The 14802-nt window shown below is 55.8% G+C and carries 12 protein-coding genes; 3 read left to right on the top strand and 9 right to left on the bottom strand.

Features of this window, described 5'->3' with window-relative positions; genetic code table 11:
- Positions 1-217: 217 nt before the first annotated feature.
- The 3 genes from ACP7B7_RS23190 to ACP7B7_RS23180 all read right to left on the bottom strand — a co-directional run bounded on the left by ACP7B7_RS23190 (position 218) and on the right by ACP7B7_RS23180 (position 3989).
- Positions 218-1417, bottom strand: coding sequence for a ParB/RepB/Spo0J family partition protein (locus tag ACP7B7_RS23190; RefSeq protein WP_426078254.1), 1200 nt, complete (start codon positions 1415-1417; stop codon positions 218-220).
- Entirely contained in the window at positions 1407-2795 is a 1389-nt protein-coding gene (locus ACP7B7_RS23185) for a ParA family protein (RefSeq protein WP_426078253.1), read from the bottom strand. The genes ACP7B7_RS23190 and ACP7B7_RS23185 overlap by 11 nt, the downstream gene beginning before the upstream one ends.
- Before the next feature lie 216 nt (positions 2796-3011).
- Positions 3012-3989: a tyrosine-type recombinase/integrase gene (locus ACP7B7_RS23180; RefSeq protein ID WP_426078252.1), complete on the bottom strand. Its 978-nt coding sequence runs from the start codon at positions 3987-3989 to the stop codon at positions 3012-3014.
- 601 nt (positions 3990-4590) lie between these two features.
- Between ACP7B7_RS23180 and ACP7B7_RS23175 the strand changes: the two genes are divergently transcribed.
- The 3 genes from ACP7B7_RS23175 to ACP7B7_RS23165 all read left to right on the top strand — a co-directional run bounded on the left by ACP7B7_RS23175 (position 4591) and on the right by ACP7B7_RS23165 (position 7785).
- Positions 4591-5577: a hypothetical protein gene (locus ACP7B7_RS23175; RefSeq protein WP_426078251.1), complete on the top strand. Its 987-nt coding sequence runs from the start codon at positions 4591-4593 to the stop codon at positions 5575-5577.
- Positions 5578-5585: 8 nt separating this feature from the next.
- Entirely contained in the window at positions 5586-6863 is a 1278-nt protein-coding gene (locus tag ACP7B7_RS23170) for a DUF1173 family protein (RefSeq protein ID WP_426078250.1), read from the top strand.
- 619 nt (positions 6864-7482) lie between these two features.
- Positions 7483-7785: a hypothetical protein gene (locus ACP7B7_RS23165; protein ID WP_426078249.1), complete on the top strand. Its 303-nt coding sequence runs from the start codon at positions 7483-7485 to the stop codon at positions 7783-7785.
- A gap of 75 nt (positions 7786-7860) precedes the next feature.
- On the opposite strand, the gene ACP7B7_RS23160 is transcribed toward ACP7B7_RS23165, so the two are convergent.
- The 6 genes from ACP7B7_RS23160 to ACP7B7_RS23135 form a co-directional block, all read right to left on the bottom strand.
- Entirely contained in the window at positions 7861-8415 is a 555-nt protein-coding gene (locus ACP7B7_RS23160) for a transposase (protein ID WP_426078248.1), read from the bottom strand.
- Positions 8416-8538: 123 nt separating this feature from the next.
- A complete protein-coding gene (locus ACP7B7_RS23155; protein WP_426078247.1) occupies positions 8539-8970 on the bottom strand; it encodes a tetratricopeptide repeat protein in 432 nt (143 codons plus the stop codon).
- A 3-nt stretch (positions 8971-8973) separates the two neighbouring features.
- Positions 8974-9390 carry a hypothetical protein gene (locus tag ACP7B7_RS23150; RefSeq protein ID WP_426078246.1) on the bottom strand — a complete coding sequence of 139 codons (417 nt, stop codon included), beginning with the start codon at positions 9388-9390 and terminating at the stop codon, positions 8974-8976.
- Positions 9391-9397: 7 nt separating this feature from the next.
- Positions 9398-10942, bottom strand: coding sequence for a PAAR-like domain-containing protein (locus ACP7B7_RS23145; protein ID WP_426078245.1), 1545 nt, complete (start codon positions 10940-10942; stop codon positions 9398-9400).
- Positions 10939-12399 (bottom strand): DUF2169 family type VI secretion system accessory protein, encoded by a 1461-nt coding sequence (locus ACP7B7_RS23140; RefSeq protein ID WP_426078244.1) that lies wholly within the window; start codon positions 12397-12399, stop codon positions 10939-10941. The genes ACP7B7_RS23145 and ACP7B7_RS23140 overlap by 4 nt, the downstream gene beginning before the upstream one ends.
- 6 nt (positions 12400-12405) lie before the next feature.
- The gene (locus ACP7B7_RS23135) at positions 12406-14562 is read right to left on the bottom strand and encodes a type VI secretion system Vgr family protein (RefSeq protein ID WP_426078243.1); all 2157 of its coding nucleotides are present in this window, start codon (positions 14560-14562) and stop codon (positions 12406-12408) included.
- Between the last annotated feature and the right edge of the window lie 240 nt (positions 14563-14802).

The following is a 14802-nucleotide window of genomic DNA, read 5'->3' as shown; positions in this document are numbered from 1 at the left end:
AAAACTCCTTGCACTTGGGATGGCACCGCACTAGAATCACAAAAGGTTAGTAAGACGTATGTGATGATTTTGCGGTGTCTCATCCAAAGCAGCGTGCATAAAGGCCCCGGTTCCCGCCGGGGCCTTTTGCTTTTCAGAGTGGAAGAAAAATGTTGGTTATGACATTTTTGTTCGTTCCTTTTATGTTAAGTGTTTGATTTATAAGGGATTAAAATTTTTAATCCAATGAATTCTTTGCTTTTTGTGCCTGTGCGCGCTTGTCCAACAATTGCTTGAGTTCGTCCATGATCGCCTCCGCTTCAGAGTCGCTTTGAAACTCCAGACGCAGCACTTTCTGCGCACGACGGACATCACAGTAGGTCGCCTTGCCCGCTTTGATCTTGATTGACGGGATCGGCACTGCCGGTGGTGCCTGCGTAGCAGGTTTGCTGGCGAGCTTGATTGCCTGATCCTGGGTAAGCTCACCTCGAACAATTTTCTTTATCGCTTCCACCACGCGTTCGCCGGTACCGGCACGGACTTGCCCTACCAAGTGCTTGACTGCGGTCATGCCAATCGTCTGCGGAGCGCTCTGCACCAGTTCCAGCGCTGCCGCTGGCAATTCATCGAACATCATCAGCAAGGTGACAGTTGGTCGTGACAAGCCGGAAACCGCAGCCATCTCGGAAGGCGTAATCGTGGGTTGCTTTTCCTGCATTTTCTTGAAGCCGAGATATTTCTCATAATCGGTGAGATCAGGCTGAAATAAATTGGCGAAAAAAGCGTCGGTATCACCGTCAGACTCCTCGGTGTCCATATCCACTACCGCGCCGATGGTCGAGCGGTCCAATTCCTCGAAAATGTCAAAACGGTTGTGCCCGGAAATGATGTCATAATCACCGTCGGGACGAAGTCGCAAGGTAATTGGCGTAATGAGCTTATTATTGCGAAGATTTTCTCGCAGCTCTGTATACTGCTGTGCAGTCAACATGCGTTGACGGCCTGGTACTTTATGAATCCGACCAAGCGGCACTTCCATTCGTCCAGTATTGCTGACCGCAGCCTCGTCCAGTTGTGCTTTCAGCGACTCGATCTCGTCGGCAGTTTCCTGTTCGACCAAGCGGAGCTGCTGTTGAAGCTCTTCAACCTGCTGCGCGTACGTGTGCGCATTGGCGCGATCTTCCTCCGCCTTTTTCGTTAGCGCCTCAATTTGCTCAGCATAGCGCTGTGCATCGAGGCGAAATGCCCCCATTTGTCCAGGCATTGTCACGGCGCGCTGTTGGGCGATCGGCGTACCGGGATTAGCCTTAACGTTGTCACCCAAATGATTTGTGAGGCCCAGTAACCGGGCAGCCAGCTTGCTTTGTTTTGGTGCCATTGGTGCTTTTACTTCCTTGCTAGTGGTACTGGTATTAGTGGAACTCTTTTTACTGGTCATGACTGGTTTCCTCCGCTTCGCGATAAGCCCAGGCGGTCTGCACGGCCTGTTCGATCTCGGCAACGACATCGTTGAACGCATCGATCGCGCGCTGATAAGTGCGCACACTGCCATCGTAAGTTTCGAGATCGTAGATCGTCTTGAACTCGGCGTACGCATTTTTGACCAAATCGGTATCCGGTATTTCCGAGGTTGCCAGAAGTTCCGGATACGTCTGCTTGATCCAGCTGCGCACCACATCCGTCATGGTCACGCTGGGTTTTACTTTAGACAATACAATCTTGATGAACTCAAACTGTTTAGTGACCGATCGCGAGTCGCGTACACTACTGAATAGCTCAGCGAACTGCCGGAAAAACTGGGTTGAGGAGGCATAATCCAGTGTCTCCGGCGGCAGTGGGATAATCATGCCGTCGGCGGCCATGAAGCTGGCCAGGGCCAGGTAGGACAAGGTTGGCGGTGTGTCAATAATGACAATATCGTATTTCTCCCGGATCGGTGCCATGGCCGTGTCAAGCACCTTCCAGAACTCGAACTGAGGATCTGCGGCTTGTTTGTTCGGGAGAAAGTAGTCAGCGCCAAACAGGGCAGGGGACGAGGGAATCAAGTCAATGCCATCCCAATAGCTGGGCACAGCAGCATAGGAGAGATCAAGTTCATCGCCATATACCACGGGCATGACAGTCATCTCTTCGCTGATCTCCGCATCCGGGACGTATCCCATCAGCGTGGTGGTGGATGCCTGGGGATCGAGATCAACCAGGCAAACACTGTGCCCTAGCAAGGAGAACCCTTGAGCCGCCGCCACCGTTGCCGTTGTCTTGCCCACACCGCCTTTGAAGTTACCGACACAGATCACGATGCCTGGACTGCCGGCAGGGCGCCGTTTGACGGGCCCGATCTGCTGTACGATCGCGCGAGCCTCGCTGAGCGTGAATACCCGGCTGCGTCCATTGCCCTTGATCACGCCAGGCGGAATCGTGCCTTTCGTGCACAAGTGATTGAGTTGCGTGCGCTCGATACCGCATAATTGCGCTAACCGCGTACCCGTGATCATCGGTGCCGTCTTGCGCGGCCAGGGCGCTAACAAATCATCCCGCAGGCGGACCAATGTCGCTTCCGCGCGGTCAGCAATAGCGATCAGGCCGTCAATATCGACGACCGTACGAGCCGGCAACAGTTTCTTTGTAGACATCCGGTTTTCCTTGAATTCACTAGTTTTTATTGAGATTTTCGCTTTTTTAGATTTATCGTAAAAAGCGGCAACGCTCACAGCAAGCGAAATATAGCGTTTACATTGGTGATTCGGCAAACGATTTCGCTGTTTACTTGGAAATAGTGGGGAAAAATACGCCTTTTTCAGGATATCGCCGTGCAAACGCGACTGTTGACTGGCGTGCTGTCTCACAAATTTGCAGCAAGGACACCCAGTCCGCCAGGTCACGTGGCTTATCCTGCCATGCAACACGTCGGGTATGTGTTGCTGACGCTAGCCAGCCGCCAACCTGAGCGATGGGCAGGCTAGACGTACTATCCATCCGGTCTAACTCCCCCCTGGCTCGAAGTGGCCGCCGTCAGGTGAACGAAGCACGAATCAGTTGTCTATCCGTTTGCGCCAGGCGGCGTGGGCGTGGGCAAACCGCCTGGCGTATTCCATCCTGGAGAAACCCATATACTCGCGCACGGCTTCGATCCCCAATCCGTCTTCAAGCAGGCTGGCACCATATGAGTTGCGCAAGGTTTGAGGGCTGACTCGTTCGCCACCGGCCAGAGGACCCAGTTCGGCCAGCAACTCCTTTGCACCTAAGAATGCGCGCGCGTAATTGATCGGCTGTTCGACGTGGGAACCGGCACCGGGAAACATCCAACGCGGCGAACCGTACAACTCGATCCAACGGTGAATCGCCGGCCAGGCGGCCGGATAGACCAACGCCAGGTGCTGCGGCATGGCGCCGGTTTCAGGAGCCATGATAAAGCGCTCGCCTTTGTTGATGACGCAATTAACTGAGGTGATGTTTGCTTGTCCAGGCTTAAACCCGGCGCCCAGCATCAGTGCGCACATCGCTTTTGCGCGGATGCGAAGTCGGCTTGTCAGATCGTTTGCGGGATCATCTTTGGAGATGAGCTGAAAGACGCGCGCACGTTCGTCAGCCAGCAAAAAGGGCATCGGTTTTTCATCCAAATGTGCCGTGATTGGACGAAAGTGCATATCCATCGGGTTTGCGAATTTGGGGGCGGCTTGGTGCATGGCACCGTAGGCTCGGCGCAGCAACAGCGTGTAACGTTGACGCGCCTCGACGCGGCGGCAGACATGCGCTTGATTCAAAAATTGTTCGATATCCGCCGTGTTGGCAGCGGTGGGATGTGTGCTTCGATGCTCCTGAAGGTATGCAATGGCGGTTGCCCACATCGCAACGTAAACCGAAATGGTGCGTTTTCCAAAGTCATAACCATCCTCGAACGCGGTTTTGATGAGCCATTCCTGAAATGCCGCTTTGGGATCCAGCGCCCAGAGGCTCTCTGGGCTGAAGACGGTGTTGGCCGCGCGATAGCGCGGTGCTCTGTTCGTCATATGTTAACCTCAGTTAATTGCGTTATTGGGTGATGCCATTCTTTCAGTTGTCTGATAATGCGTCAACCTCGCCCGGTCCTTAATTGCGCGTGCGGGAGGCGCGCAGACTTTGCGGCCATGCAGCTACCGCTAGCCGACGTCGGTGTTCCTTGCCTCACCACCCAATCATTAGCCCTCCATTGCTGGTCGGGTGTCCTCCGTCAACCACCGCTAGGTTGTTCAAGTGCCCACGCTAGCTCAGGCGGCACTGTCCACCCGGATTGACTTTGTAGTTGCATGCGCGATTTACCAAAATCGCGCTGCAGCAACATCCTTATTGGGACCTGCAGTATTACGTCATCCCGACTGGCATTGCAGGCGCGAGTGGGCGGTGGATGACGCACAGCATAAAGCGCAGTCATCGTGTCTTAACGGCTGTTTCTTCGTACTGTTGGCGAAGCGGTGTAGGTAGGCCTATCCGACGCTCGATCGCGTACAGGCTATGGGGACGGCTGCGAAAGACCTGGAGTGCCATGGCATTGATGGCGGCCGTGCGGCACACTTCAAGAAATCTCTTAAGGCGCTATGAAAACAGCGGTATTTCGGGGTGAAGGAACGGCAAATGTTTGGCATGATATCGCAAAAGATCAGCATGGGAGGGACTGTGAATCCGACCAATATTACCGACTCAATCGCCATGCTCAAGAGGGTGATGGCAGGCGATACTTACCAACAAATTGGCGACGAGTATGGTCTGAGTCAGACGGCGGTGCTGTACCGCGTGCGACTCGTCGCCCGCGACCTACAAGCCGTAGTAGGTGTCATCGGCGTGGGTGACAATGACGTTCCCACGACACAGCTGCTGAGAGCCAACGGATCTGCTTACCTGGAGGCACTCGAACACTACGCTCCCGATAAAGCCTATCAAGCGCGGCTGAGAAAAGGGCCGGTGCCCGATGATCAGATCAACACGCTGCTCCAAGCGGTTGGTCAACATAGTCGCAATCCCAAACGCGATGCCGCGCTCCTGATGATTCTTTTTTCCACTGCGGCGAAACCTCTCGAGATCGCCAGGCTCGAGGTGCGCGATTACCTGAACGCGGACGGATCGATTCGAGAACTGTCGATGATTCGCAGTGACATCGCGATCAGTGGCAAAGAGCGGCCCCTCTATTTTTGTAGTGCTGCCGTCAATACCTGCATAGACGCCTATCTCAGCGAGCGCATAGGAATGCGGCATGGCATGTGGAGCGAATCCTACTATCGAGGCCTGGCGCCCACATCAAAATTATTTTTACGGTCGGACGGGGGGCAGATGCGGGTGATTGAAAAAGCGACTACCGCGGGCAAGCAGTATCTTTGCAGCGACATCCTGCTCGCCTACAAGCGCATCTTCAGCTTTGCACCGACGGTCGGTACCTCTGCACTCAGCGCCCGCCGGACAATCGCCCAAAAGTTGGGCAACCGGGGCGTCGCCCACCGGCAAATCGGCGTGTTATTGGGATTATCCGAACCGGCCGCTGTCAACCGCCTGCTGCAGGCGATGGACAGGGCTCCCCAATCAACAAATGCCGTGCGCCACCTGCGCGCCTCAGGCCCTGGCCATTAGGGGGGAGAATGGATACGCCAACCTATCTTGTGCGCGGACGTCGCCTGGCAGAAAATGCCCCGGAGATGCAGGAAGCCTTGGCGGAACTGCATGGCACATCCGAACGTCCGCGGTGCCTGTGCGTTCGCGGCGGCATTGATATGTACATCGCCAAGCTGGATCATTGGGTATTAAAACGCATGCCTGGGACAGGCGCCGCCCATCACCCATCCTGCAAATCGTTTGAACCTGGGTACGACGAGTCGGGCTTGGGCGAACTCATTGGGGATGCAGTCATTGAGGTCGACCATGCCCCGACCGAAATCCATGTCAATTTCGCTCTGAAAAAAAGCAGGCGCGCAGCGAGTTTGCGAGCAGAAGCGTCGGAGCCGGCGGAAGTAAAAAGTGCCAGAAGAAAAATGTCGTTACGCGCCGTGACGCACTTGCTGTTTGATCGGGCGGGATTCAATCGCTGGTCGCCGGCGATGGAAGGCAAACGCAGCCAGGCTGTCATTCATAAATACCTGATGGAAGTGGCCGACAATATCATGCTCAAAGGTGTCCCCCTATCCACCATTCTGATCGTGCCTGAGCAGTTTAACGAACAACGCAAATTTCAGATTGCCGAGCAACGCCGGCAAAAGCTCTTGCCTCTTCTGGCGGACATGGGCCGCCATGCCAGCGGCCTGGCCATCGTGCTTGGTGAGTTGAAGAACGTTGAAGAGTCCTGGTACGGGAAAAAGATCTTGCTCAAGCACATGGGCGACTTGCCATTGTTCATCGACGAGAAGTCCTGGAAGAAAATCGAAAGCACCTTCCACACTGCGTTCCTGATGAAGGACGCAGAGCCATCGTCAGGCTTTCGCATGGTGCTCAGTGCGCTCATCTACCCGAGAACCGAGACGGCCTATTGTATTCAAACCGCCTGTCTGATGGCGACGACCGCAAACTGGATTCCGGTGGCCAGCGCCCAAGAGGGCCAATTACTCGCCCAACTGACCAGTGAGCACCGGCACTTTATGAAACCGCTGGCCTACGACAGCAAGCATCCGACGCATTTTGCATCCGCGTTGTTGCTTGACGCAGGGTCGACGCACGTCCCATTGCACTGCATCAGCGCCTTCTGGGACGAAAAGGAGAAGGCAGCCAAGGCGGCCCAGCTGCGGGCAACCCCTGGTGCCTGGCTCTGGCACTCCGAAGGGCCGATGCCAGCCTTGCCCAAACGGATTCCACGCGCCTATGCCGGGCCTCGTCCGACAACAAGAACCGCTCAAACCGATACCCACCAGCAGGATGTCGATCACTGAGCTCGCCATCGGCGCATGCCACCTGGCCGGTGAAAGGCGGCCCGAGAGGGCTGGTCCTCTGCATCACTGCAGACGTCCCTCCAGCAATTGTAATCATTTTGGTCCATGCGCCTGTCGGTCCGGCGGTGGCTGAAAGTCGGTGCATCTGATGCACAACCGCCAGATATGACTGTATTCACGTCCATTCACTCCACAGTGACAGGACACCGTGATACTGATGGCATCTTGCTTGGCCACTCAGCAAGCGTTGCGGTCGTCACCCGCCAAATTCATTATCGTGCCCATAGCTCGATATCGCGTGATACCTCCCTGGCCAGCTAGCAGCGAGACGATGGCTCGTCATCCCGACAGACATGACGACAGGTACCAGCCCGTCCACCGAAATATAGTACGCGGCCGCCAAAGCGCCGCGTTCCTGGGGGGCTACAACCTCTACGGCGCCGCCGCTTTGATGACGCGCCTTCAAGCGCAACCCTGCAGTCCATTTGCGTCCAGGTTCCACACCCCCAATCGCTGCAACTAGCTATCGATTCCAACTCATTGCACAAGACACCTGCTGCGAAACCTAGCGCCAAATCGCGGCCCATTACGGCAATCACAACGCAACAAGGAGCATAAAATGAACGAAATATTACAGATAACGATCAGCCTGATTTTCCATGAGTACCGTCGCGCGCAACACTGGGCTGGCAACCCCGCGCGCCGACACGAGATCATGACATTGATGCGGTATCACGCGGAGGAAATGGGAAGCAGCGATTACACACGCGGGCAGAGCGAGGTGCCTTACCTGTTTGCCAGCGAGCCGGGCTTGCGCGACGCCTGGCTGTTGGGATTTGCAACTTCCGGCATCAGGGACAGTGTCAGTCAGATACTGAAACGGCAAGAAATCGGCCAACAGGAGTGTCCGGCAGATCCATAGTATGCGGTGGTGATTGTGTCAGCATCGATGGCTTCTTCCCCTTTCGTGAGATTCTACGATGCCGTTCCATCCCTTTCAAATTCTGCTTGCACTGCGCCGAGGTACCCGCGTTAGCGTCGGCGCCAGCACCGAACAGAACGGTAATGCCCAACAACGTCCGGCCCAAGGAATCGGCGCCACCAGCATCAGGCACAGCCAACGCAAGCCGCTGGCCTTGACGAAATGGCTGTGGCTCGATCGTACTGGATCGCGATAGATGCCCTTGGCAGCAATCTTGGCGCCACGCCGGCGTTCAATCGTGTCGTCCAGGGCCATGAGCACGGGTCCCTGCGGCACGAATGCATGGAGCAGCAAGTACAGCAGGCGTCGGCTGGCGGCCAGCGTCGACCATTTGACACGGTTCAGCACCCGATCATACTTCTGAAACTGTTTCCCTTCGGCCATGCCCATAACACGCAGCACGGCGGCGACCGTACGTGGACCAACGGCCAGGATGGCACCGGCCAGCAGCACCTGCGCCAGCGGCCAGGCTCGCTTGGAAAACAGATCGGAAAATCCTACAATGGACTGCGTAAGCCTGGATGGTAAAACTGCCATGATGAACCTCTCGTAGTGGAGTTGGTCAATCAATGACAGTGCATCCAGGGCTTACGTTCCCACCATCCAGATTCAAAATTGGATAAAGTCCAGCTGAGAGACGCATCAATTATAGAATTTCAACAAAACGTGCCGGCAGTGGGGACAGGCTAAGCGCTATTCAAGCAACCCTGCATCGCGCAACTTTTGAAGAAAAACGTGCCCATCATCTTCTTCCAAGAAAATTTCTTCGCCGTCAAGCATGTAGGCTTTCAGTAGCTCGTCAATACCGGCTTTTTCGTTGTTTAACGCTAGTTCGGTCTGCCCTAGACGATAATGGACAAACGGATTTTCTTGCCCATCCGGATTATTGAGTGCATCGAAAAGCGCCTCTCTTGCACCGTCAAAATCAGCCAGTTGATAGCGCGCGTCGCCAATCGATGCTTTCAGCCACATGTAAGCCTCCCACTCCGCAGCTGGCGGCGGTAACAATTCCAGCGCTTGCACCCATTTTTCGGCGGCCAGGGCAAACGCACCTTGATCGGCCAAGTCGTTGCCTTCCTCTGAAAGAAAGTCAACTTGCCTGCTTACGTTAGGAGGTAATTCCATTGCTCATCCACCTGTAGAAAATTCTCGAAAAAATTTCAAATATTTTGGATTCTCATCCGCGAAAGCTCTTCCTTTTGACAAGACGAAGGCGCGTTTGAAATGCTCAAAAGCCTGATCCATCTCATTCAGCTCATAGTACGTCACCCCGATCAAGAAATCTGGCTCCGCATCAATCTCAGAGGCACGCATCTGCTTGCATCGATCTATCCAAGCCAAGGCATAAGTAGGACGACCGGATGTTGCAAGCACCCGCACGGCTGCCTGAACAAAAACATTGATAGCCTCGCACTCGCTCCTGGGTTCCGGGATACGGTTCCATATCTGTTCAAATTCTGCCTGGGCTACACCGACGTCTCCTCGTTCGATTGCTGCATGTACGGTATCAGCAATGTCATTCATCTGTTCAAATAGCGATTGCATAAACTTCCTATTTCAATGGGGGGAGATAGCGTTCTTCAAGTTTTGCTCCAAGAGAACGGTTAATTGACCGGTGTTCAAGCACATAATTTTTTGATTCCAGCATCCATACCCGGACCTCAGGCGCCCTTGCACCATATCGACGACCAGTGTGATTCCACCAAGTTACAGCATCTTCCTTGTGTGCCATATCCGCATACTTTATGTCGTACCATTTTCCATCACTTGCCCTGAACATGGTCTTACCAGTCAATCGATCAGTGATCAAATCACCATCGGCACGCATGCGCTCTTGTACTTTACGTCCAGTTGCAGATTTCTTGCCAGGTGTTTTTCCAAGATATTTCCGGCGAAGTGACTTAATTTTCTTAAGAACCTTCAGACCGTCACCGGCAGGAACAGCGACAGACGGTGTGGCAACATTATCCGCAACCGTAGCGACTTTTGCTATGGCCTGATCGGTTTGAACAGCGTTGGCGCCTGTCGTCACTATTTTGGCCGCCTCCGCCTCTATCGCAACTGTGCCTTTGCTCAAGCCGGCCAATCCCTTGACACCACTCTTTACAAGGCCTGCCCCGCCGGCGACGAGCGATGCGGCGGTCAATATCTTGTCGCCTCCCGCCTGTGCGGCATTGCTCATCTCGAACATGGGTAAATGAATGGCATCGACGCCATCGCGCACTTGGGCGGCGCTATCACGCATCTGTTCCGCCGCTTGCGTCTGGCCAAACAAACTGTGCATGGCAGAGGCTTGCTCCATCTCGCCTGCACTCTGCAGCGCTGCCCCTTTCAAAAGCATCTCGCCCAACGCGGAAGGGATATTTGCGAGCCCCTTTACACCTCCCTTGACAGCCTCCCACGGGTGATCGACGGCCGCCCCCATTTCGTTTTTGGTGTTTTTCCACCAAGTCGAAAACCAATGCTCTTCCGCTGGCGTTTCAGCACGCACAGGTGGATCAGGGTCGCCGGTGAATGTGCCGTTACTCACCGCGCAGCCTGGTGCCGGCGATGTCACGTAAATGCCCGGATTGTTCCCGCCATTCATCGTGCAAGCGTCACCATCGCGGACGACATACTTTCCTTCGACGCGCACCGTGCTGCTTCCCACCACGGGTTTGACCTCGCCAGTGACCGTCCCTGAGCGTACCCCTTTCCCGGTACCTGGTTCGTCACCTGTGCCTTTTGGTTGAATACTTCTGTTCAATACATATGCAGGCTCGCCATTGAAGCGTACTGAACTGGCAGTACCTACGCTATTGGACAGGTCCTGAACCGTTGGGTATGGCAAGGGCACCATTGACGGGCCGATCGGTGTTTTATTGATTGAGGGCGCCGTACTGATCGCTCTAAATCCCGCGTCTCGTCGCGCCCCGATGCGATTGATACCGCCGGGCATGGCAGGCCGTGCCATATTCGCCCGCAAGGCTGCAGATGCCTCATCGGTGTCGATCGCTTGGCATGCTTGAGCCAGCATTTGCTCATGTTCGCCCGCAGTCCAGATACCGGTACGAGGTGGTGACACGGAGTCCATTGCCCCTGGTACTTGCGCGCTCATGCCACAGCCCGCTTCACGGCTGCCGATGGTGAAGCAGCACGCTGTTCGGACACTGCGGCACTGGAGTCCCCAGGCCAAGCTCCTGGCCGCACACGGAATTCACAGGTGCGCACTGCGATTGCCGGTGCCTTTGGCCAGCGAGCACGCCAAACCAGCGTGATGACACCACTGTCTGGCTCGATGATCACGGTATCGACTTGCAGCCGCAGGGTCATGAACGCACCGTCAAGCAGACGCAGCAGAAGGAATGTGGTTTGCTCAGGCAGCGTCAGATGCAGAACAGTGTTTCCGCGCGTATCTTTGAAGGCACCTGCTGTGTTCGCAGTACAGAGGTTAATCAGCTCAAATCGCTCGTCACCACGCAGATACGGTATTTGCTGCTGCTGTGGGGCACAGTTCCAGTAAGCCTCATCGAAATCGGCTGGCAGCGCAGCAGTTCCGGCGATAAACGCCTCGTCGATCGTGCCTGCCAGGATGCGTCTGGCGGGATGGGTGTTGCTCCGCACACCCAGGCCACTCGGATCGGACGGTCCTTGCTCTCCTGCTTCGCTGACATTCCTGCGTCGTTGGCTTTGCCAGAACTGCGCCGCCGTCATGGGTCGGCCGGCGGCTTCAATCTGCGGCGCTGGCACCCGTTTAAGCCCCATCGCACGCAGATACCATTTCTCGGCGTAACCCATGCCCACCGGATTGCACTCATAGACCGTATGCGCCACTGGAACATGGCCTGTCATGCTGGCTGGGTGAGATGCTATCTGCGCGGAGGTAAGACGGTGGCGTGCCGGTATCGGCCGAAGCAACGGCGCATCCGCCGCAATCCTGCACTCACCGCCGAAAGCATACTCATGGAGCACGGGTAGCATGCGAAGCGGAGCGGCAGGAGTAAGGCGCCATGGATTGAGGCGTAACAGACCAATGGTCGCAGTGAATGCGATCGCTTGCAGGGTGCGTAACAAAGGCGACTTTTTGACGAAATAGCGCTGGCCACTCACGGCCAGCACTTTGTCGATCAGTATTTCGCGTGGCGTGGTCATTTTGCCCAGACGGGTCAGCTCGCTTTGCCAGGCAGCCAGTGCTGCAGGCGCTGGCGACATATGGGGACTGAGTCCACGTGGACGTTCAGGCAAAGGCAAGGCGGTGCCAGGCCTTGTGACCCGTAGCGCGACCTGGAAACCGGACAGCGCAGTGGTACCTGGTGCATAAGCGGTAGCATTGATCAGGACATCACAGAGTGGTTTCACCGGGCAGTAGTCGGACTCCTGGCGCACACTGCCAGGTGTCATCTCCGAAAAAGGAGTATTGCGATCGCATAGTGGTGCCTGGCGATCAGAGAAAACGGCCTGACCTGACGCAAAGCTCAGTGTCTGGCGCAACGTCGCCACCCAAAAACTCTGGCCATGGTGGTCAATCGACTCAAACACCTGGGCCGGGAATGGCGTGTGATTGAGGGTGTCCATGGCTGGTCAGTTCACATCAACGTCATGACCGTTGATCTGCACCGGCCCGGTGGCGCCAATCGTGATCTCGGCACCGGTCAGGGTGATCTTTCCATCCTTATTCATGCGAAAGTGGGATTGACCGACGATGATTTCAAACTCTGTGCCGGCATTAATCTCCATTTTTTCGGCGATGGTCAGGATGTTGCGCAGTGCGCGCAAATACCTGGCGCCGGCCACCACCGTATGCATGACGGCTCCCACAGTGATCGCATAGGCACCACCAATACTTAAGGCCTTGGCCAAGGTAACCGTCTCGGTCTTGGCACGGTCGACTTTTTCAGCCCGAAATCCATTAATGCGGACCGATTCGTTGTTGCCGACGACCTCGGTACGATTGTTACCGATGTCGATATGCTCGTTGTGATCAACCCGCTCTTTGCGGTTGTTTTGGACGGTAATCGTTTCATCATGTCCCACCGTCTCCGTGCGGTCGCGCTGGACCTGCACCACCTCATCACGCTCGACGGTCTTGTGGCGGTCGTTGCCGACCCAGTGTGACTCATCGTGCTCGACCTCGATGCGCTGGTCTTTTTCGGCGTGCAGCCAGAGTTCTTCCGCGCCTTTGCGGTCCTCGAAGCGCAGCGCGTTGGCGTGCGAGGAAGTGCCGCTTTTTGACGAGCGGCTCAGCAAGCCGCTCTGGGTCTTGTTGGCGGGCAGGTCCCAGGGCGGCATATTGCGGGCGTTGTAGACGCAGCCGATGATGATCGGCATGGAGACGTTGCCATCCAAAAACTGCACCACCACTTCCATGCCGACCCGGGGCAGGCTGATGTGGCCGAAATTGGCACCGGCCCAGCTGGAGACGACCCTGATCCAAGGTGAACTCTTGTCGTCGAAGGTGCCCAGGCGGTCCCAGTGGAATTGCACTTTGACCCGGCCATAGCCGTCGGTATGGATTTCTTCGCCGGGCGGGCCAACCACTTTGGCCGTTTGCACGCCGTAGATTCTCGGCGTGCGGCTGTGAAAGTTGCGGCCCGGCCGCCAGGGAATACTGCGGTCGATGCAGGTAAAGGTGTTGCTGTAGTGCGAAGTGGCACTGCGCCCCTGATGGTAGTTATTGCTGACTCGGTGACGCACCGAAAGGATCATGTATTCGGCAGTGGGTTTGCGTGGAATTGTTGGAAGAGCGTCGAAATGTCCGCTCAAGGTGAACCAACGACCAGGCTGCGCCGTGCGGTCATTGCCTTCCGCATGAAATAGTTCGCCTTGCGCGTCAACCTCTTCCATGCGGCGCCTGGCCAGCAGCTCGCCATCGTCGATATTCTTGAACCCGTAGCTGCCCGTGTTTTCATACATTTCCAACTGCGGCACCGTGCCTTGCTGATTCAGGGAATCACCGCTGGCGTGCGCGCTGCGTGGGTTCTTGAAGTTGAAGCTGGCCACCGTCATCTTGCCAGGCGCCATGCGCCGCATCGGGCTCCAGTCATGCACGCCATCGTCTTCAAGGCTGCCAGCCTGGTGCTGGAAAGGCATGCTACTGACTTCGCCATCGATGGGCTGGCCACTAGTCGTATCGTCGGATAGCCACAGGGTATGGCCGTCGCGCCGATGTTCATAGCGATAGTGCCAGCCCAACTGCTCCCAGTGGCGGTGCAACAAATTGTGGTCACTTTCGTTGTACTGGCAGATATAGGTGATGAGCGGGTCGGGGCCGCCGGCGGCCAGCTTGTAGTCGCGCATCAGGTAGTCGTTGAAGACCAGTTCCGTCAGGTCCGCCACGGTCTTGCCGTGGAAGGCCACGTTGTTGTGGCGCAAGCGCAAATGGCTGAGCCAGGGTTCCAGCACCATCTCATAAAAGGCGAAGCCGCCGTCGGTGCGCAGGAAACGGAACTCGAACACATGGCCATTGAAGTAGCGCAGGCTGCCGTCTTCGCGCACCAGTTCGATGCTGACCATCTTGCCCATCAGCGCAGTCAGCGGGATGGAGGCGTTATCAGACAGCACTTCCACCACATAGGAAAAATCGCGCGACAGGCTTTCGCTGGCGTCGAGCGCATTGGCCAGCAGCAGGGCGCCGGCGGGCGCGTCGCCTTGCGGAAAATGCAGGCGCAGCAATCGGTCGCCCTGCATGTCGCCGAGCAGTGCAGCCAATGTGAGCGCGTCGCCTTCGAAGAAGTTCATGGAAATCCTGTTTCCTTCACTATTCGTTAGCAACAACTTTAGCGGACACAACAAGATCAACCTTGCGGCACCACAATAGTAGTGACTCCCATATTGTTGAAATATAGGGCTTAATTAGTAGACCGTCCGATACAGCTCTACTGCAGATAAACGTACTATGAATCACGTTTTAGGCAACTGAAAGAGTAGCCGGTAGAGCTGCCATATGGGCAGGAGGAAATAATGCCTGCCTATTGGTAT

Origin of the sequence: Janthinobacterium sp. PSPC3-1 (genome assembly GCF_049896105.1) — a bacterium.
Taxonomy (GTDB): Bacteria; Pseudomonadota; Gammaproteobacteria; order Burkholderiales; family Burkholderiaceae_D; genus Janthinobacterium.
Note: the sequence above shows the minus strand (reverse complement) of the source record. Positions and strands in the feature narration are given on the sequence as shown.